General features: G+C 42.3%; 19 protein-coding genes. 16 read left to right on the top strand and 3 right to left on the bottom strand.

Annotated elements, in window-relative coordinates:
* The first annotated feature begins 23 nt into the window (after positions 1 to 23).
* Positions 24 to 959: a glycosyl hydrolase family 18 protein gene (locus tag KHQ79_RS11390; protein WP_003238973.1), complete on the top strand. Its 936-nt coding sequence runs from the start codon at positions 24 to 26 to the stop codon at positions 957 to 959.
* 284 nt (positions 960 to 1243) lie between these two features.
* Positions 1244 to 1534: a DUF3219 family protein gene (locus tag KHQ79_RS11385; protein WP_225515183.1), complete on the top strand. Its 291-nt coding sequence runs from the start codon at positions 1244 to 1246 to the stop codon at positions 1532 to 1534.
* Positions 1535 to 1657: 123 nt separating this feature from the next.
* On the opposite strand, the gene KHQ79_RS11380 is transcribed toward KHQ79_RS11385, so the two are convergent.
* A complete protein-coding gene (locus tag KHQ79_RS11380) occupies positions 1658 to 1843 on the bottom strand; it encodes a YkvS family protein (protein ID WP_003232446.1) in 186 nt (61 codons plus the stop codon).
* 164 nt (positions 1844 to 2007) lie between these two features.
* Between KHQ79_RS11380 and KHQ79_RS11375 the strand changes: the two genes are divergently transcribed.
* From KHQ79_RS11375 to pfeT, 5 genes are all read left to right on the top strand, one after another.
* Positions 2008 to 2202: a hypothetical protein gene (locus tag KHQ79_RS11375; protein WP_003238971.1), complete on the top strand. Its 195-nt coding sequence runs from the start codon at positions 2008 to 2010 to the stop codon at positions 2200 to 2202.
* 298 nt (positions 2203 to 2500) lie between these two features.
* Entirely contained in the window at positions 2501 to 3130 is a 630-nt protein-coding gene (locus KHQ79_RS11370) for a cell wall hydrolase (RefSeq protein ID WP_019258246.1), read from the top strand.
* 118 nt (positions 3131 to 3248) lie between these two features.
* Entirely contained in the window at positions 3249 to 4586 is a 1338-nt protein-coding gene (ykvU, locus tag KHQ79_RS11365) for a sporulation protein YkvU (protein WP_100274798.1), read from the top strand.
* Between the two features lie 50 nt (positions 4587 to 4636).
* Positions 4637 to 5134, top strand: a complete 498-nt coding sequence (gene stoA / locus KHQ79_RS11360; RefSeq protein WP_225515181.1) for an endospore biogenesis thiol-disulfide oxidoreductase StoA — start codon at positions 4637 to 4639, stop codon at positions 5132 to 5134.
* Positions 5135 to 5370: 236 nt separating this feature from the next.
* Positions 5371 to 7284, top strand: coding sequence for a metal-transporting ATPase PfeT (gene pfeT / locus KHQ79_RS11355; protein WP_225515179.1), 1914 nt, complete (start codon positions 5371 to 5373; stop codon positions 7282 to 7284).
* 37 nt (positions 7285 to 7321) lie between these two features.
* Here pfeT and KHQ79_RS11350 read toward each other — a convergent pair whose 3' ends face one another.
* Positions 7322 to 7525 (bottom strand): hypothetical protein, encoded by a 204-nt coding sequence (locus KHQ79_RS11350; RefSeq protein WP_133487657.1) that lies wholly within the window; start codon positions 7523 to 7525, stop codon positions 7322 to 7324.
* A gap of 164 nt (positions 7526 to 7689) precedes the next feature.
* Here KHQ79_RS11350 and papB point away from each other — a divergent pair, with 164 nt between their 5' ends.
* From papB to splB, 8 genes are all read left to right on the top strand, one after another.
* Positions 7690 to 8784, top strand: coding sequence for a di/tri-peptidase (papB, locus tag KHQ79_RS11345; RefSeq protein WP_225515177.1), 1095 nt, complete (start codon positions 7690 to 7692; stop codon positions 8782 to 8784).
* 281 nt (positions 8785 to 9065) lie between these two features.
* The gene (locus KHQ79_RS11340) at positions 9066 to 10031 is read left to right on the top strand and encodes a LacI family DNA-binding transcriptional regulator (RefSeq protein ID WP_003238962.1); all 966 of its coding nucleotides are present in this window, start codon (positions 9066 to 9068) and stop codon (positions 10029 to 10031) included.
* Between the two features lie 84 nt (positions 10032 to 10115).
* Entirely contained in the window at positions 10116 to 10961 is an 846-nt protein-coding gene (gene glcT / locus KHQ79_RS11335; protein WP_003238961.1) for a glucose PTS transporter transcription antiterminator GlcT, read from the top strand.
* Positions 10962 to 11189: 228 nt separating this feature from the next.
* On the top strand, positions 11190 to 13289 hold the full coding sequence (gene ptsG, locus KHQ79_RS11330) for a PTS glucose transporter subunit IIABC (protein WP_003238960.1): 2100 nt from the start codon (positions 11190 to 11192) through the stop codon (positions 13287 to 13289).
* Positions 13290 to 13386: 97 nt separating this feature from the next.
* Positions 13387 to 13653: a phosphocarrier protein HPr gene (locus tag KHQ79_RS11325; RefSeq protein WP_003218637.1), complete on the top strand. Its 267-nt coding sequence runs from the start codon at positions 13387 to 13389 to the stop codon at positions 13651 to 13653.
* Positions 13653 to 15365 (top strand): phosphoenolpyruvate--protein phosphotransferase, encoded by a 1713-nt coding sequence (gene ptsP, locus KHQ79_RS11320; RefSeq protein WP_019258254.1) that lies wholly within the window; start codon positions 13653 to 13655, stop codon positions 15363 to 15365. Before KHQ79_RS11325 ends, ptsP begins: the two co-directional genes overlap by 1 nt.
* A gap of 90 nt (positions 15366 to 15455) precedes the next feature.
* Complete coding sequence (splA, locus tag KHQ79_RS11315) at positions 15456 to 15695, top strand: splAB operon transcriptional regulator SplA (RefSeq protein WP_003218644.1); 240 nt, start codon at positions 15456 to 15458, stop codon at positions 15693 to 15695.
* 77 nt (positions 15696 to 15772) lie between these two features.
* The gene (splB, locus tag KHQ79_RS11310) at positions 15773 to 16801 is read left to right on the top strand and encodes a spore photoproduct lyase (RefSeq protein WP_003238958.1); all 1029 of its coding nucleotides are present in this window, start codon (positions 15773 to 15775) and stop codon (positions 16799 to 16801) included.
* On the opposite strand, the gene KHQ79_RS11305 is transcribed toward splB, so the two are convergent.
* A complete protein-coding gene (locus KHQ79_RS11305) occupies positions 16794 to 17495 on the bottom strand; it encodes a GNAT family N-acetyltransferase (RefSeq protein WP_133487647.1) in 702 nt (233 codons plus the stop codon). The genes splB and KHQ79_RS11305 overlap by 8 nt on opposite strands.
* A gap of 133 nt (positions 17496 to 17628) precedes the next feature.
* On the opposite strand from KHQ79_RS11305, the gene mcpC reads away from it, so the two are divergent.
* Positions 17629 to 19596 carry a methyl-accepting chemotaxis protein McpC gene (gene mcpC / locus KHQ79_RS11300; RefSeq protein WP_225515175.1) on the top strand — a complete coding sequence of 656 codons (1968 nt, stop codon included), beginning with the start codon at positions 17629 to 17631 and terminating at the stop codon, positions 19594 to 19596.
* Positions 19597 to 19683: the final 87 nt, after the last annotated feature.

Here is a 19683-nt window from a genome sequence, read left to right as displayed (position 1 = left end):
TTTGGGGATGAAGGGGTTATGAGATGTTTCAAATGAGCTATTTCTATTCTGGATTAGGTTGCGATTTTATTCAACACGTTGATCAAACGAACGGAGTATTAAATGTCGTGTCTCCTGACTTTTTCTATATCAGGAAAGATGGATCATTGCTTCTCCGTTCAGCTAATCCCGATGTAATTAAAGCTCTTCATAGAAGAAAATTAAAAGTAGTTCCTTTTCTAAGCAATCATTGGGATCAGGATTTGGGACGATCTGCATTAAAGAACCGAGTGCTTTTGGCTAAACAAATTTCTAATGCAATAGAAGAACTGGATCTAGACGGAGTCAATATCGATATAGAAAACCTTACAGAGAAAGATCGGCAGGCATTTACGGAGTTTGTTAGACTGGTGAGAAAAGGTATTCCTAAGCGTAAAGAGGTATCGGTTGCAGTGGCGGCAAATCCTTTTGGCTGGACGAAGGGCTGGCACGGATCATATGATTATGAGAATTTAGCTAAACATGCGGACTATCTAATGGTTATGGCCTATGATGAAAGCCGCCTTGCTGGGCCTACTGCAAGTGTAGGATGGGTGGAAAAGTCCATTCAATATGCTCTAACCCAAAACATCTCTCCCCAAAAACTAGTTTTAGGATTGCCATTCTACGGCCGTTGCTGGATGCAAGGCCAATCTAACTCCCAAGCCATTTCCCTTTACCTTGTTAACTCACTAGTAAAAAGACATAACGGAACAATTATTTTTGACACAAAGAGTCAATCTCCAAAAGCTGTTTTTACGATCAAACACGATAAGAAGGATCCATTACCGCCAGGAGCATATACATTATGGTTTGAAAATGAACAGTCACTCAGAGCAAAAATAAAACTCATTCAAAAATATAATCTGAAAGGCCTTGGCAGCTGGAGTCTTGGACAAGAGGATTCGTCATTCTGGAATAAAGTGTTTAAAAATATATAGGCGGAGACGACTGATAATCATTAATATAGTTTCTCCTGCGAAAATGCAGGGGATTATATACATAAAAAAGACGAGTGAATCCGGGGGGAATGCCACTCGCCACCTTCTAATGAAAAGACGGGATGCTGGATGGCAGCTCGTCTGTTTCATTATAAAACATCGAACGTATGTTTGTAAAGGCGTCTTTTTTAAAGAAATGGTTAAAATAACTGCTCCGAACAGATTCATTGTAAACGTTAGCTAAGTTATGTTAAGATGCATGAACTGATAAGGAGTGGTACAAAGTGAAAACATTGCGTTTAAACGATGTAACGTTAGAAATGGCTTCATATCAAGAAGAGAGTGAGCCGAAGAGGAAAATTGCCTTCACCTTACACGTCACAAGTGAGACTTATCAAGATATCGCTGTCCTGTTATATGAAAAAACGTTTAAAGTCGAGGTTCCTGACGAGAATCTTGCCTTCCGCGGGGAAATCACAAATTATTCAACGTCATTGACCAACCTGTACGAAGCGGGAGCCGTCAGTGAGTTCCATATCGAAATAATGGAAACAGACGGGAGCGCCGATTCATAATCGGTGTTTTTTTATGTGAAAAAGCTGCCGGGCGGCAGCTTTTGAGAAAGCTAAATTTGATATGTAAGGTGTTTAATTTCTCGTCTTGCAGTTTTTGCGAAAGTGTGTGGATGAAAGGAGGTTTTAATAGGAGTCTCTGATGATCTTGTAATTTTTATGATTGACAACCGTCAGTGAATCTAGCTCAAGATCCCGATAGTTATCCATAATGGTAACATCTACGATAACAGAATTCTCATTTACTTTTTCTACAACACCGGTTAACCCGTTTTTAAATTCAATTACGTTTCCGACCTTAGCGATTTTCACAAGCTTCCTCTCCTTTAAACATAATTATTCCTTTTGAAAGTATTTTGCAGTATTTTCATTGAGAAGTAAAGCGATAAGGAGTTTTATCTCCCTAAGGATTTGTCCTGGCGTTATAAAGATGATATATTGTTTTTCGTCCAAAGAATAAAAAGGGGGAGTTTTGATTGCGTCCCGAAGACATAACAGAACAGATTGAGCAGCTGCGCACTGGCGAAATAAAGGAACTGAGAGTCCAAAAAGAAGACTTTCTTGATTTCAGGGCCGTTTTATCTAAACAAGACGATTTTAAGTATTTCCGCGGCATAGCCCAGCAAGGCGGGGATGTGGTGTTTCAATATTTAGAACAGCCAAGAAGTTAACAAGGTTTCTCATGAGTGAGAAGCCTTGTTATCATATATGACAGAAAAACAGCCTTTTATTACATTGGCTGTAACATTCGTAAATAAAATGTAAATCGAAAAAAATGGATAAATATGCTTTTTGTTGACAAGATTTATAGAAAAACAGCCTGTTTTTTTGCCAGTAACCAGCGCATCACCCGGTATATTCCATCCTGGTACCTGTTTGGGAGAGTTGGAAAATCTTTTTCCGTGAAAATGATTTGTTCTCTTGTTAAGGTTATGAAGTGTTTTTTGAGCACTTTAAGGAGGAAACTGTATGACGACAAAATTTACTGCTCTGGCTGTTTTTCTTCTTTGTTTCATGCCTGCTTCGAAAATTGAACATACACAAGCTTCACTACTGAGCACAAAGAAGACTAAACATGAAGAAGCTAAGCTGCTTACACATATAAATCAAGACACAGACACATCTTTCTCTTCACTGTCTGCTGATAAGGACAAGAAAAAAATAAAACCGATCAAGCTATCAGCGAACACTGAAAAGAAAGAAGAAGAAAAACCAAAGAAAACGAATGATAAGGAAGAAACATATTCGCAGTCTGAAAAAGAATTGCTTTCCCGTCTTGTTCACGCAGAGGCTAAGGGAGAATCCTATGAAGGAAAGGTCGCTGTTGCAAGCGTTGTGCTGAACAGGACGGAGAAAAAAGGTTTTCCTGATACAATAAGAGGGGTTATTTATCAGAAAAACGCCTTTGAACCGGTCGCGAACGGAAGCATTAATCAAAAGCCTGATAAAGAATCAATTGCTGCTGCCGAAGAAGCGCTGTCTTCAAAAAATAGAGAAACAGATGCCATATTCTTTTATAATCCGAAAACAGCGTCGGATGATTGGATTCGCTCAAGAAAAATCGTAGAAAGAATCGGCGGGCACGTTTTTGCCATCTAAGCATAGAAGAGACAATTTGTCTCAGCTGTGCTTTTTTTTCATATAAAGAGTAAAAATAAAATAATTTTTGAACTTGTCTCATATGATGTTGGTAGTACAAGAGACAAGGGGAGACATCATGAATCGATTTGTGAAAGGGATCATTCTTTTATCCATTGCCGCCTTTTTCGCTGAATGCCTTGAATTTGTGGTGAATATGATTTTGGCACGGGAACTTGGCGAGCATGGGATGGGGCTTTACATGAGTATTTTGCCCACGATTTTTTTAATTATTGTCATCGCAAGCCTGGAACTGCCGATCTCGATTTCTAAATTCATTGCTGAATCAAATCCTAAGCTTCATGAAAGCATGCTGAGGCACGCTTTCAGAATGACAGCCATATTTACAGCATTTTCTACTGCCGCCGCCAGCATTGCGCTTCCGTTTATTCCGGTATTTGATACATACCACCCGTTTATTAAAGGGATTGTCATCGGCTTAATTCCTGTTGTGGCCTTTACTTCAATCGCCAGGGGTTACTTTATGGGTGTGCAAAAAATGGGGAAGATCGCAATCGCCAATGCGCTGAAAAAAATCATCCAGCTCTTGTGCTTATTCCTCTTTTTTCAATGGTACTCATTTGAATTGGACATGGCTGTGCTGATTTCCTTGTTTGTCCTAGTCGTGAGTGATGTGGTCGTGCTTGTTTATTTATATTCACAATTTATCATGGCGAGGCGGGCTATGTCCGGCCAGCAGCACATTCATTTGCGCGGAAAGGATGTAAGAAAAAGACTGCTTGCCGTTTCAATTCCTACAACAGGACTTCGCATTTTTCATGCCGTTGTCAACGCTATAGAACCCTTTTTAGTAAAAGGAGCGCTTTTGGCAGCGGGCGTTGCCGGAACAGCAGCGATCGACCAATACGGAATGCTGGCCGGAGTGGCTGTGACGATAGGATCGTTTCCTGCTTTCATTGCCCACTCGCTAATGGTTGTCATGATTCCGAGTATTTCTGAAGCCTATGCGCTCTCACAATATGACATCGTATTAAAAAGGCTGAAGCAGTCGATTTTCATTACATTTGGTTACGGTATACCGGCTGTTTGGATTATGTTCCAGTTTGCGGAGCCTCTGACCCACCTGTTTTTTCACTCTCCTGAAGCGCAGTATTACTTGCAGCTGTTATGGCCTTACTTTCTCTTTCATCTGTTTGTCATGCCGCTGCAGGCGTGTTTAATCGGGATGGGGTTTGTGAAAGAAGCGTTTTATCACAACGTGTGGAGCCATATCGTTGCCCTAAGTATGATGTATGTGCTGGGATCAATGGAGAATCTGCAAATGCTCGGGATCATCCTGGGGATGAACACCGGCATGATTTTGCTGACGAGCCTTCACTATACACAGATTTGCAAAGCGCTGCGGGTATCAGTTTTCCTTACGGGAGGAAACAGAACGCCGCGAATTGAAGGATGATAAAGAAAAAGCAGGGGCAAGCTAATTGAAAAGCATGAAAGGAAGATTCCATGTTGACGAAGCGCTTGCTTACTGTATGCATTATGTTATTGGGGATGATTGCATGGTCTCCTGATGTGGCAGCTGCTGACGATAAACAGCCTGCCGTTCCCGCTGTTTTTCTTATGAAAACGATAGAAGGGGAGGATATCTCGATCCCGAATAAAGGGCAAAAAACCATCCTGCATTTTTGGACATCATGGTGTCCGCCCTGCAAAAAAGAGCTTCCGCAATTTCAATCATTTTATGATGCCCATCAATCTGAGAACGTAAAGCTGGTAACGGTGAATTTAGTGAACTCGGAACAAAATCAGCAAGCCGTTGAAGACTTTATTAAAGCAAACAAGCTGACGTTTCCGATTGTTCTTGACTCAAAAGGGGAATTAATGAAGGAGTATCGCATCATCACGATCCCAACCTCGTTTTTATTGAATGAAAAGGGAGAAATTGAAAAAACAAAAATTGGTCCGATGACGGCGGAACAACTGAAAGAATGGACGGAAGAATAAGCTGAGAGCGTAGCCTTTCAGCTTTTTTGTCATATAATGAAAGGTGACAGATGTTAATGATAATTATTATCAAAAAGAAATTAAAATAATTATAATTGAAATTTTCTTCCCGCATGCTATAATTAAGGAAGACATCAAGAAATAACAACGATGAAGCTGCCTTTTGGGCGGCGATTTTGTTTTTTATAAGGGAAATGAAGATGATTTGCGTTCTCAATTAGAGGGGAGAATTAAATATGAATGAACAAGTTATCGTTCAACACGATCCGCATAAGCCATTAAAAACAGAACAGAAAGATAAAAACTGGGCACAGCATGCTGAGCTTATCGCAGCACTGGTGTCAGGCGGTCTTATTTTGGCAGGCTGGCTCTTATCGGGACATCAAGTAATATCAGTAACGCTTTACTTGCTGGCTTTTGTGATCGGCGGATTCGCTAAAGCAAAGGAAGGAATCGAAGAAACGCTCGAATCCAAAACGCTGAATGTAGAACTTTTAATGATTTTCGCTGCTATCGGCTCCGCCTTGATCGGATACTGGGCAGAGGGTGCTATTTTAATATTTATTTTTTCCTTAAGCGGCGCTTTAGAAACATACACGATGAATAAAAGCAGCAGAGATTTAACATCTTTAATGCAGCTTGAGCCTGAAGAGGCAACACTGTTGGTCAATGGCGAAACCAAAAGAGTTCCGGTTTCGGACTTGCAGGCCGGTGATATGATTGTGATCAAACCTGGAGAACGCGTAGCGGCAGACGGTGTCATTGAATCGGGCTCAACAAGCCTTGACGAGTCAGCATTAACAGGTGAATCAATGCCTGTAGAAAAAAACACCGGCGACGCTGTATTTACGGGAACTGTGAATCGCAACGGCTCCTTGACCGTTCGTGTCACGAAAGCAAATGAAGATTCGTTATTCAGAAAAATTGTCAAACTGGTTGAATCTGCGCAAAGCAGTGTTTCACCCGCACAGGCTTTCATTGAACGATTTGAAAATGCTTATGTAAAAGGTGTGCTGATTGCGGTAGGGCTCTTGTTATTCGTGCCACACTTTGCGCTAGGCTGGAGCTGGAGTGAAACCTTCTACCGCGCAATGGTGTTTATGGTTGTCGCTTCACCTTGTGCGCTTGTCGCTTCTATTATGCCCGCGGCGCTTTCCTTAATTTCGAATGGCGCCCGCAACGGTATGCTTGTAAAAGGTAGCGTCTTTCTTGAACAGCTCGGTTCTGTGCAAATGATTGCCTTTGATAAAACGGGCACTGTAACAAAAGGCCAGCCTGCCGTCGAGACTGTCAGAATCGCAGAAGGATTCAGTGAAACGGAGGTTCTTGAGGCTGTCTACGCCATCGAAACGCAATCAAGCCATCCGCTCGCTCAAGCTATAACGTCATACGCTGTAAGCCGCGGCGTGAATCAGTCAGGCTACATATCTATAGAAGAAACATCAGGATTTGGCGTTATGGCAGAAGTCTCTGGCGCGAAATGGAAGATTGGTAAAGCAGATTTTATCGGCAAGGAAATGGCAGCACAATTTATAAAACAAACAGCATCAGATGTCATTCAAAGCGGCCATACGATTGTATTTGTGAAAAAGGATGATCAAATAGCGGGCTGTATCGCACTGAAAGATCAAATCAGGTCCGAAGCAAAAGAGGTCATGGAAGAATTGAACCGGCTTGGTATTAAAACGGCCATGCTGACAGGAGATCATAAGGACACGGCTCAAGCGATAGCGAAGGAAGCCGGAATGACAACTGTTGCGGCAGAATGCCTGCCTGACCAAAAAGTGAATGAAATCAAACGGTTAAAAGAAGAATTCGGAACGATTGCAATGGTCGGTGACGGAATCAATGATGCGCCGGCACTTAAAGCGGCGGATGTCGGCATTGCAATGGGCGGCGGAACAGATGTTGCTCTTGAGACCGCTGATATGGTACTCATGCAAAACGATTTGAAAAAACTCGTAAACATGTGCCGCTTGTCTCGGAAAATGAACAGGATTGTCAAACAAAATATCGTATTCTCCCTAGCTGTGATCTGCCTGCTGATTTGTGCAAACTTTTTGCAGGTGATGGAATTGCCATTTGGCGTGATCGGTCATGAAGGAAGTACGATCTTGGTAATATTAAACGGGTTAAGGCTTTTAAAATAAAACCAGCAGTCCAATCGGGCTGCTGGTTTTTTATGTATCAAGCTTTCTCTTCTTTTTTGTCTTTACCGGATCTTTTTGTAACCATGATGAGAGCGAGGATGCAGCAAAGGAAGCCCGCTGCACAACCGATGATAGAGCTGTAATAATAAAAGCCGACCATCTTCATACCGATAAAAGGAGCGGAAATTCCCAAAATCGTTAAGAGCATAACTGCTTTTCGCCTGAAAAAATTCATCAGCAAACGGAACAACTCCCTGCGATTGAACTCTACTGTCAGTATACAGGATGGGGGGCAGGAAATAAAATGAATCTGAAAATGAAGGCGCCGCGAAAGGCAAACACCTGTAAAACCTGTTACAATGGAAGACAGAACAATGCATTGCAAATGGCAGGGAGGAACAAGAAGTGAATAGAATACAACGCGTCTCTTCATGGCTGAAGGAAGCGGGGCATACTGCCGCATTTATTCATACGAAAGAAAATGTTTTTTACTTAACCGGTTTTTACACAGAGCCGCATGAAAGATTAATGGGTTTATTTATTTTTCAAGAAGAGGAGCCTTTCTTTGTTTGTCCTGGAATGGAAGCAGGTCAGGCACGCAGCGCAGGCTGGAATCATGAAATCATTGGCTATGCGGATCACGAAAATCCGTGGGAGCTGATAGAGAAAGCCTTGAAAAAGCGAAATATCAGCATACATACACTCGCGGTAGAAAAAGATTCGATCTCACTATCACGCGCAGAACAGCTAAAGCATTCAGTGGGCGGGGCTCAATTTATTTCAGCAGAAGAAACACTCAATCAATTTCGCCTGATTAAAGACGACAATGAAATTCGTTTGCTGAAAGAGGCGGCAAAACTTGCTGATTTTGGTGTTGAAGTCGGCACAGCCGCTTTGCGTGAAGGCATCAGTGAAGTGGAAGTGCTCGCTCAAATCGAGTATGAGCTGAAGAAAAAAGGAATTCAGGGCATGTCTTTCTCCACAATGGTTCTATTCGGAGAAAAATCAGGCCAGCCTCATGGAAATCCAGGGACAGCCACATTGAAGAAAGGTGATTTCGTTTTATTTGATCTCGGTGTTATTCTTGACGGCTACTGCTCTGATATTACAAGAACGTTTGCATACAAGACCATCAATCCGAAGCAAGAGGAGATTTATGAGACCGTTCTTCAAGCGGAAAAAGCTGCGATTGAGGCAAGCAAACCCGGTGTCAGAATCGGAGATCTGGATTTAACTGCCCGCGGGATCATTGAAAAAGCGGGATACGGAGATTATTTTCCTCACCGGCTGGGACACGGACTCGGGATTTCCGTCCATGAGTACCCGTCTATGAGCCAAGCCAACGATACACTGCTGCAGGAAGGCATGGTCTACACGATCGAACCGGGTATTTATGTGCCTGAGATCGGCGGCGTGCGCATTGAGGATGACGTTCATGTAACAAAGGACGGAGCGGTTGCTCTGACCCAATATCCGAAGGAATTAATCATACTGCCGTAACAGGAAATAAAAAAGGACTTTGTTCTTGACATCGTCCTTTTTTATCTGCATTAAATAAAAAAATCATCAAATGTTCGAAAGGGTTTAATTTCATGTTTTTGGTTGAGAGGTTTTACAGCAAGACAGCTGCCGCCGAGAACAGTCAGACATAATCCAATTAAAATGAAGAAACCCATGTGATCTTCTCCTTTCAGCTAAAAACACAAAATATGTCTGGTACGCTCATATCATATTGTATGAAACGCATTCCAGATCAAGGGAATTTAGAAAGAAGGGAATCTATGGCTAATATTAAAGACATTGCAGAAAAAGCCGGTGTCTCCGTTACAACGGTTTCCCGAGTCATAAACAATCATCCTTACGTCAGCGAAGACAAAAGAAATAGAGTGCTCGAGGCAATGGAAGCATTAGAGTACACGAGAAATATCCACGCTGTTCATTTGTCGAAAGGATTTTCAAACATGATTGGTGTTGTCTTGCCGACGATTAATCTGCCTTATTTTGCAGAGCTGATCGCAGGTATAGCTGACGCAGCCGCGGAATCCGGGATTCACCTCTCTTTATTCCAAACAAACTATGATGTGCAGAAAGAAATCTTTGCGCTGTCCCAATTAAAGCAGCGTCAGGTTGACGGGTTGATTTTTTGCTCAAAGGCGCTGGCTGATGAAAAACTCATGGAATGGGAGGGCCCGATATTGCTTTGCCAGAATTCAGATATCAGCCGTTTTCCAACCATCAGCATTCCTCACCAACAAGCATTCCGGAAAGGCTTGGACTATTTAATTGCCAAAGGGCACACAAAAATAGCCATCTGTTTGGCAAGAAAAAAGGGCATGAACAGCCATTTCCGAATCAAGGCCTATAAAGAAGCATTGGAAGAGATCGGAGAAGCATTTCGTGAAGACTGGGTGATCGAGAAAGCGATTACAATCAATGATGGCAAGGCGCTTTTTCATAAGTGGCAAAAGTGGAAGGAAAAGCCGACAGCTATTTTTGTTGCCAATGATCAAGTGTCAGCAGGGCTTTTACTTGAAGCAAGAGCCCAGCGGGTATCGGTACCGGATGAGCTTGCAATCTTAAGCGTTGATAACCATGAAATCAGCCAATCGCTTGGTATCACAACAATCGATATTCAGACAAAGGAAATGGGAAAGCAGGCATTTGCCATGCTGGAAAAAAGAATTCAAGGGCAGCCGATTGAAAGGAAAGTTCTGGATTACCGTCTCGTCGAAAGATCGACTGTTTAGTGAAAGCATCGAAAAAAGGTTTGACGTGCATTCCGTTCGTTATGTACGATATGAGGTATTGAATGACAAAAGGAGCTGAGGATCGTGAATGGGTCCTTCACAGTGAAAAAGGTACTGAATAATAACGTATTAATTGCTTCTCATCATAAATACAGCGAAGTCGTTTTAATCGGAAAAGGTATTGGTTTCGGAAAAAAACAGGATGATGTCATTGAAGATAAAGGCTACGATAAAATGTTCATTTTAAAGGACGAGAAGGAACAAAAGCAGTTTAAAAAGCTCCTTGACTATGTTGATGAAAAGCTCGTTGATATTTCAAACGATGTGATCTACCACATCAGCAATAGGACAAACCACTCATTAAATGAGCATATTCACATTGCGCTGACAGACCATATCGCATTTGCGATCAAAAGGCAGCAGCAGGGCTTTGATATGAAAAATCCATTTTTAATGGAGACTCAGTCGCTGTATCCGGAGGAATACCAAATTGCCAAAGAAGTTATCGATATGATTAATGAAAAAGCGGGAATTTGCCTTCCGGAAGGAGAAATCGGTTTTATCGCCCTGCATATCCATTCAGCCCTGACAAACCGCCCGCTGTCTGAAGTCAATCAGCACTCGCAGCTGATGGCGCAGCTTGTTGAGGTGATTGAAGACTCATTTCAAATGAAAGTAAATAAGGAAAGTGTCCACTATTTGCGGCTGATCCGGCATATCAGATTTACAATAGAGAGAATCAAAAAAGAAGAACCGACTAAAGAACCAGAAAAATTAATGTTGTTATTGAAAAATGAATATCCGCTATGCTACAATACAGCTTGGAAATTGATTAAAATCTTGCAGCAAACATTGAAGAAACCAGTTCATGAGGCGGAAGCGGTTTACCTAACGCTTCATCTGTACCGATTAACCAATAAAATTTCATAAATTCAGTTTATCCTTATAACGTGTTACTGATCCGATCAGGCATGAGTGATTGAGGGGAAAAAACGGGAAGTCTATTCTCGTTCTTTTGTGCACCCAATTTGCTCATGCCTTTTTTGTTGTGTAAAAGGGCAAATGTAAACGGTTAAACTGGAAGACTTACGCCTGTGAATTCGTTGTCATGATTTTTAGCTGTAAGGTCAGACTAGTAAAAAGAGGAGGTCAATTCTTATGTTTAAAGCATTATTCGGCGTTCTTCAAAAAATCGGGCGCGCGCTTATGCTTCCAGTTGCGATCCTACCGGCTGCGGGTATTTTGCTTGCGATCGGAAATGCAATGCAAAATAAGGACATGATTCAAGTCCTGCATTTCTTGAGCAATGACAATGTTCAGCTCGTAGCAGGTGTTATGGAAAGCGCTGGGCAGATTGTTTTCGATAACCTTCCGCTTCTTTTCGCAGTAGGTGTAGCCATCGGGCTTGCCAACGGTGATGGAGTTGCAGGGATTGCAGCAATTATCGGTTATTTGGTGATGAACGTATCCATGAGTGCGGTTCTTCTTGCAAACGGAACCATTCCTTCCGATTCAATCGAAAGAGCCAAGTTTTTCACGGAAAACCATCCCGCATATGTAAACATGCTTGGTATACCTACCTTGGCGACAGGCGTGTTCGGCGGTATTATCGTCGGTGTGTTAGCTGCATTATTGTTCAACAAATTTTATACAATTGAACTGCCGCAATATCTTGGTTTCTTTGCGGGTAAACGTTTTGTTCCAATTGTTACGTCAATTTCTGCACTGATTCTGGGTCTTATTATGTTAGTGATCTGGCCTCCGATCCAGCATGGATTGAATGCCTTTTCAACAGGATTAGTGGAAGCGAATCCAACCCTTGCTGCATTTATCTTCGGGGTGATTGAACGTTCGCTTATCCCATTCGGTTTGCACCACATTTTCTATTCGCCGTTCTGGTATGAATTCTTCAGCTATAAGAGTGCAGCAGGGGAAATCATCCGCGGGGATCAGCGTATCTTTATGGCGCAGATTAAAGACGGCGTACAATTAACAGCAGGTACGTTTATGACAGGTAAATATCCATTTATGATGTTTGGTCTGCCTGCCGCGGCGCTTGCGATTTATCATGAAGCAAAACCGCAAAACAAAAAACTCGTTGCAGGTATTATGGGTTCAGCAGCCTTGACATCCTTCTTAACAGGGATCACAGAGCCATTGGAATTCTCATTCTTATTCGTTGCCCCTATCCTGTTTGCGATTCACTGTGTGTTTGCGGGACTTTCATTCATGGTCATGCAGCTGTTGAATGTTAAGATTGGTATGACATTCTCCGGCGGTTTAATTGACTACTTCCTATTCGGTATTTTGCCGAACCGGACGGCATGGTGGCTTGTGATTCCTGTCGGCTTAGGGCTGGCGGTCATTTACTACTTCGGATTCCGATTTGCCATCCGCAAATTTAATTTGAAAACACCTGGACGCGAGGATGCTACGGAAGAAACAGCAGCATCTGGGAAAACTGGTGAAGCAGGAGATCTTCCTTATGAGATCCTTCAGGCAATGGGTGACCAGGAAAACATCAAACACCTTGATGCTTGTATCACTCGTCTGCGTGTGACTGTAAACGATCAGAAAAAGGTTGATAAAGACCGTCTGAAACAGCTTGGGGCATCCGGGGTACTGGAAGTCGGCAACAACATTCAGGCTATTTTCGGACCGCGTTCTGACGGTTTAAAAACACAAATGCAAGACATCATTGCGGGACGCAAACCAAGACCTGAACCGAAAACATCTGCTCAAGAGGAAGTAGGTCAGCAGGTTGAGGAGGTCATTGCAGAACCGCTGCAAAATGAAATCGGCGAGGAAGTTTTCGTTTCTCCGATTACCGGCGAAATTCACCCGATTACTGATGTTCCTGACCAAGTTTTCTCAGGAAAAATGATGGGTGACGGTTTTGCGATTCTCCCTTCTGAAGGTATTGTCGTATCACCGGTTCGAGGAAAAATTCTAAATGTGTTCCCGACGAAACATGCAATCGGCCTGCAATCAGACGGCGGAAGAGAAATTTTGATCCACTTTGGTATTGATACGGTCAGCCTGAAGGGCGAAGGATTTACGTCTTTCGTATCAGAAGGAGACCGCGTTGAACCTGGACAAAAACTTCTTGAAGTTGATCTGGACGCAGTCAAACCGAATGTACCGTCTCTCATGACACCGATTGTGTTTACGAACCTTGCTGAGGGAGAAACAGTCAGCATTAAAGCAAGCGGCTCAGTTAACAGAGAGCAAGAAGACATTGTGAAGATTGAAAAATAAGGGTGTTAGTACGCTGTGCTTGTCAGATGACAAGTACGGCTGTATGATATAATATTGTGAAGTAATATAGCTTTAAGTTAAAAGGAGAATGATAAAAATGGCACAAAAAACATTTAAAGTAACTGCAGATTCTGGAATCCACGCTCGTCCTGCGACAGTTCTTGTACAAACTGCAAGCAAATACGACGCTGACGTTAATTTAGAATATAACGGCAAAACAGTTAACCTTAAATCTATCATGGGTGTTATGTCTCTAGGTATCGCTAAAGGCGCTGAGATCACAATCTCTGCTACTGGCGCTGACGAAAACGATGCTCTTAACGCTCTAGAAGAAACAATGAAAAGCGAAGGACTCGGCGAGTAATGCAAGAATTAAAAGGGATTGGCGCTTCAGCCGGCATCGCGATTGCAAAAGCGTACCGGCTTGAAGAGCCAGATTTAACGGTTGAAAAGAAAAACATCTCTGATTCTGAAGCGGAAGTAAGCCGTTTTGATGAAGCGATTGCACGTTCAAAAGAAGAGCTCGAAAAAATCAAAGAGCACGCTTTAAAAGAACTTGGTCAGGATAAAGCTGATATTTTTTCTGCTCACCTTTTAGTTCTCAGTGATCCTGAGCTTCTAAACCCTGTGAAAGAAAAAATCAGCACTGATTCAGTGAACGCTGAATTCGCTTTAAAAGAAACGTCTTCTATGTTCGTTTCCATGTTTGAATCAATGGACAACGAATATATGAAAGAGCGTGCGGCAGATATCCGCGATGTAACAAAACGCGTAACCGGCCACCTGCTTGGCGTCGAAATTCCAAACCCAAGCATGATCTCAGAAGAGGTTATTATTATAGCTGAAGACTTAACACCATCTGACACAGCTCAATTAAACCGTGAGTTCGTAAAAGGATTCACAACTGATATTGGCGGACGCACATCTCACTCTGCCATCATGGCGCGTTCTCTTGAGATTCCTGCAGTTGTTGGTACGAAAGCGGCTACAGGCACAATCCAAAACGGCGTGACTGTTATCGTTGACGGTATCAATGGCGATGTCATTATCGACCCATCTGCGGAAACTGTAAAAGAGTATGAAGAAAAACATAATGCTTATTTGGCTCAAAAAGCTGAGTGGGCGAAGCTTGTCAATGAACCGACTGTCTCAAAAGACGGACATCATGTAGAACTTGCAGCGAATATCGGTACTCCTGATGATGTGAAAGGCGTTCTTGAAAACGGCGGAGAAGCAGTTGGCCTTTACCGTACAGAGTTCCTTTACATGGGAAGAGATCAGCTGCCTACAGAAGATGAGCAGTTTGATGCTTACAAAACGGTTCTTGAGCGTATGGAAGGAAAATCAGTTGTCGTGCGGACACTTGATATCGGCGGAGACAAAGAGCTTCCTTACCTGCAGCTTCCTAAAGAAATGAACCCGTTCTTGGGATACAGAGCGATTCGTCTTTGCCTTGAAGAGCAAGAAATCTTCAGAACACAGCTTCGCGCGCTGCTTCGTGCAAGTACATACGGAAACCTGAAAATCATGTTCCCTATGATTGCGACAGTTAACGAATTCAAAGAAGCAAAAGCGATCCTTCTTGAAGAGAAAGAAAAGCTTGTAAAAGCGGGACAGGCTGTATCTGACGATATTGAAGTCGGTATGATGGTTGAAATTCCGTCAACTGCAGTCATCGCTGATCAGTTTGCTAAAGAAGTTGATTTCTTCAGTATTGGAACAAACGATTTGATCCAATACACGATGGCAGCTGACCGTATGAATGAACGTGTATCTTACCTGTATCAGCCATACAACCCGGCAATCCTTCGCTTAATTACACTCGTAATTGAAGCGGCACACAAAGAAGGAAAATGGGTTGGCATGTGCGGAGAAATGGCAGGAGACGAGATTGCGATTCCGATCCTTCTCGGCTTAGGCTTAGATGAGTTCTCAATGAGCGCAACGTCTATCCTTCCGGCAAGAACACAAATCAGCAAATTGTCTAAACAAGAAGCTGAGTCATTCAAAGAGAAAATTTTATCTATGAGCACGACAGAAGAAGTTGTCGCGTTCGTAAAAGAAACATTCAAGTAATGTACAAAAACCAGACGGCCTCCGGCCTGTCTGGTTTTTTTCATAAGTAAGGGTATAGGAGGGCACAATAATATGGCTAGGAGGGATAGTATGTCAAACCAATTTAACGCAGGAGATACAGTTTACGTGATCTACAGAAATCCGCACGCCGCCAATGTTGCCCACATAAAGGAAGCTGAAATTGTACACCACCCATACCATGAAGGTGAGCTTTCCCTGTTTATTTATGAAACCTATCATCCGTTTGCAGAGGACGATGCTGTGTTTGCAAGCTATGAAGAGGCTAAATCACTTTACAAAGAACTATTTGATATCGATCCGTATGAGTAACAAGGAAATCATTACAACTCATATCCTTTCCGCCTTATGAGAAAAGTAACGTTAGTAAAGGAAAAGGATGTGGCATCATGCAGAACCCATTTGTTCCGCAGCTTGTGTATATAGAACCGAGAGCGCTGGAATATCCGCTGGCTCAAGAATTACAAGATAAATTTGAAAAAATGGGCATTGAAATCAGAGAAACGACATCCCACAATCAGGTGCGTAATATTCCTGGAAAAAATCATCTTCAGCAGTATCGTAATGCGAAGTCAACTTTAGTTATCGGTGTCAGGAAAACATTAAAGTTTGATTCTTCTAAACCCTCGGCTGAATATGCCATTCCGTTTGCAACAGGCTGCATGGGTCACTGCCATTACTGCTACCTGCAAACAACCATGGGATCAAAGCCGTATATCAGAACCTATGTAAACGTCGAAGAGATATTGGACCAGGCAGATAAGTATATGAAGGAGCGCGCACCAGAGTTCACAAGGTTCGAAGCTTCATGTACGTCAGACATTGTAGGAATCGATCATCTGACACACACGCTGAAGCGCGCCATAGAACATTTTGGACAAAGTGAGCTCGGAAAGCTCAGATTTGTAACGAAATTTCACCATGTCGATCACCTACTAGATGCAAAGCATAACGGGAAAACGAGATTCAGATTCAGCATTAATGCCGACTACGTGATTAAAAATTTTGAGCCGGGAACCTCACCTCTTGATAAGCGGATAGAAGCGGCGGTAAAAGTTGCAAAAGCAGGGTATCCGCTAGGCTTTATTGTTGCGCCGATTTATATTCATGAAGGCTGGGAAGAAGGATACAAACATCTGTTTGAAAAACTTGATGCCGCTTTGCCGCAAGATGTCAGACATGATATTACTTTTGAATTAATTCAGCACCGTTTTACAAAACCGGCGAAACGAGTCATTGAGAAGAATTATCCAAAGACGAAGCTCGAATTAGATGAAGAAAAGCGGCGTTATAAATGGGGCCGTTACGGGATCGGAAAATATATTTATCAGAAAGATGAAGAGCATGCACTTCGGGAAGCGCTTGAATCCTATATTGATACTTATTTCCCAAATGCGAAAATCGAATATTTCACTTAAAGGGCTGTTGTGACGAACAGCTCGCTTTTTTATAAAAAGGATTTTTCCATTCCATCAAAACGCCGAAATTCAATGATTCTTCATCCTCTAAATAATTGCTGACTACACGAATCGGTGAACGGCCGCAATGGAGGAGAAAGGACAGCACAGGGTCTTTTTTCCTGCCCTCCATCACATCTTCAACGTATTGTACAGCGCTGATCTCGTGCGAGTATTTATGATAAAAAGGAATGCGCCCGCCGCCGAGCAGGCGCTCCAGTCGCTTGTCAACAGTCAGCTCATACATCGTGTTCATCAGCCATTTTCCGATTCCAAGCTTTCGATAATGAGGAGAAACGGAAATATCCACTACATATAAAGTATTTCCATGAGGATCATGATTTTTAATAGATCCGTTGTCTGTTGCCTGCGCCCATGTATGGTCAGGAGACTCTGGCTTAAAATGTACGATAAGGCCAGTCATAGAACCAACTATTCTGCCATTGACCAGCGCGCATAAAGCCCCTTCCGGAAAGGTTTTGATATGGCTTTCAAGCTGTTCCTCTGACCACAGCAATTCCTGAGAAAACGGAGGGGGGAAACATTCTCTTTGAAGTGAAATCAGCCCCTTTATGTCAGTCTTTGAATAGTTTTGGATGGTCAGAGCCTCAAATTTTCTGCCGTTATGCACGTACATTTGTTTTAGTATGATCATCACCCTCCTTATGTGTTTTATTATAAATAAGATTGAATGTTCAGTAAATATATTCCGGATTTCATATAATTTATTTTTTTATTATTCATTTTTCAAATGAAAGGGCCGATATAGAAATTAGGAGGGGATTGGTTTGTTTAAAAAACTTCACATGAAGATTGCTGTTTTTGTTTCGATCATGTTAATCGTCACAGTTGTTCTTTTAATGCTGTCTTCTTATCTGACGCTAAAACCAATGATTACAGAGGATGGGAAAAATACAACTCAAAACGTGACACAGTCACTTGAACAAAATATTGAATTGCAATTAAAGAGTTATGCCATTTCGTTAACAAGATTGGCTAATGGAGAATTAACTCATACATTTGTCACGAAACCAAGTAAAGAAGCTTCTCGGCTGTTTAATGATGACATTAAACAAATCAAAGATAACGATAATTATGTTGCGCTGGCTTACATAGGCACCGCAAAAAAAGAGATGTTTACATATCCGAAAGCCGATTTTGCTGATGATTATGACCCGACATCAAGACCATGGTATAAGCTTGCAGCTGAAACTCCGGATCAAGTCGTTTGGACGGAACCCTATAAAGATGTCGTGACAGGAGACATGATTGTCACTGCATCGAAAGCGGTACTTGACGGGCAGAAAGTGATAGGGGTTGCCAGCTACGATTTGAAACTTTCTGCTATCCAGAGCATGGTCAATAAGCAAAAGGTGCCTTACAATGGATTTGCCTTTTTAGCTGATGCAAGCGGCAATCTTTTAGCCCACCCGTCAAACCAAGGAAAAAATATATCAAAGGATCAATCATTGAAAACCATTGCATCTGAGAAAAAAGGGATACAGGATGAAAATGGGAAAATGGTTGTGTACCAAACGATTGGTGTAACGGGCTGGAAAGTCGGAACACAATTTGATACTGATAAATTAATGTGGATTTCAGATAAAATGAATCGGGCGAACCTTTGGATATCACTGATCGCGCTTGTCGCAACGATAATTCTCAGCTATTTCCTGGCCAAAACGATAACCGGCCCGATACAGCAGCTGATCGCAAAAACGAAGGCAGTCTCCGAAGGCGATTTAACCGTTCATGCTGAATCAAAATCCAAGGATGAAGTCGGTATTTTAACAAGAGACTTTAACCAAATGGTTGAAAATATGAAGGAAATGGTTGAACAAGTAAGACTCTCTTCAGGGAAAGTATCTGATACCTCTGAGCAATTAACGGCTGTCTCTGCGGAAACAAATGAAACAAGCGGACAAATTGCAAAAGCAATTGAAGAAGTAGCCGCAGGAGCATCAGAACAGGCTTCTGAAGTTGAGACCATTAATGAAAAATCAGAAAGCCTGTCAACTAAAATCAGACAAATCGCTGAGGAGGCGGGCGGAATTAAAGAGCGCTCAAAATCATCTGAGGATGCAAGCTATAAAGGACTTGACGCGCTCGGCCAGCTATTGATGAAGTCAAACGAAGCCAACATGGAAACAAAAAAGGTTGAAACGATGCTGCTTGATCTGGAAAATCAAACAAAGAATATTGAAGAAGTGGTTACAGCTATTTCGAATATTTCTGATCAGACCAACTTGCTTGCTCTAAATGCCAGCATTGAGGCAGCCAGAGCCGGAGAAAGCGGACGCGGCTTTGCCGTCGTAGCCGATGAAGTGCGGAAGCTTGCTGAGCAATCAGCACTTTCTACAAAGCATATCAGCGAGACTGTGAAGCTTATCCAGCTTGAGACAAAAGAGGCCTCTCACGCAATGGTTGAGGCAAGCAGAATGAATGATGAACAAAACAGTGCCATTCATGAGACTGGAGAGGTATTAAACACGATAACCGCAGAAATGCAATCACTGGTACAAGGCATTGATCACATTTACGAAGAAATTCAAAGAATGAGTGATGAACAGCTCGCGATTTCTGAAGCGATTCAAAGCATATCAGCCATATCACAGGAATCGGCCGCTGCAGCAGAGGAAGTGAACGCATCAACCGATGAACAGCTGATCACCCTTGATAAAGTCAAACACTCAACGGAAACGTTAAAACATGCAAGCCAAGAGCTTATGAACACAATTCAGAAATTCAAATTGTAATCCAATCAAATCCCCAAAACATGATATGTTTTGGGGATTTTTCATTTTAAGAGTCTACTATATGATGAATAGATATGGTAGTCTAGA

This window comes from Bacillus sp. TSO22 (assembly GCF_020223595.1).
Classification (GTDB): Bacteria; Bacillota; Bacilli; order Bacillales; family Bacillaceae; genus Bacillus; species Bacillus inaquosorum.
This window is presented reverse-complemented; position numbering and strand designations above follow the sequence as displayed.

What these genes read in the sequence shown, in the direction of transcription:
- KHQ79_RS11390 (WP_003238973.1), top strand. Translation starts at nt 24, where the DNA reads ATGTTTCAAATGAGCTATTTCTATTCTGGATTAGGTTGCGATTTTATT.
- KHQ79_RS11370 (WP_019258246.1), top strand. Translation starts at nt 2,501, where the DNA reads ATGACGACAAAATTTACTGCTCTGGCTGTTTTTCTTCTTTGTTTCATG.
- ykvU (WP_100274798.1), top strand. Translation starts at nt 3,249, where the DNA reads ATGAATCGATTTGTGAAAGGGATCATTCTTTTATCCATTGCCGCCTTT.
- stoA (WP_225515181.1), top strand. Translation starts at nt 4,637, where the DNA reads ATGTTGACGAAGCGCTTGCTTACTGTATGCATTATGTTATTGGGGATG.
- pfeT (WP_225515179.1), top strand. Translation starts at nt 5,371, where the DNA reads ATGAATGAACAAGTTATCGTTCAACACGATCCGCATAAGCCATTAAAA.
- KHQ79_RS11340 (WP_003238962.1), top strand. Translation starts at nt 9,066, where the DNA reads ATGGCTAATATTAAAGACATTGCAGAAAAAGCCGGTGTCTCCGTTACA.
- ptsG (WP_003238960.1), top strand. Translation starts at nt 11,190, where the DNA reads ATGTTTAAAGCATTATTCGGCGTTCTTCAAAAAATCGGGCGCGCGCTT.
- KHQ79_RS11325 (WP_003218637.1), top strand. Translation starts at nt 13,387, where the DNA reads ATGGCACAAAAAACATTTAAAGTAACTGCAGATTCTGGAATCCACGCT.
- ptsP (WP_019258254.1), top strand. Translation starts at nt 13,653, where the DNA reads ATGCAAGAATTAAAAGGGATTGGCGCTTCAGCCGGCATCGCGATTGCA.
- splA (WP_003218644.1), top strand. Translation starts at nt 15,456, where the DNA reads ATGTCAAACCAATTTAACGCAGGAGATACAGTTTACGTGATCTACAGA.
- splB (WP_003238958.1), top strand. Translation starts at nt 15,773, where the DNA reads ATGCAGAACCCATTTGTTCCGCAGCTTGTGTATATAGAACCGAGAGCG.
- KHQ79_RS11305 (WP_133487647.1), bottom strand. Translation starts at nt 17,495, where the DNA reads ATGATCATACTAAAACAAATGTACGTGCATAACGGCAGAAAATTTGAG.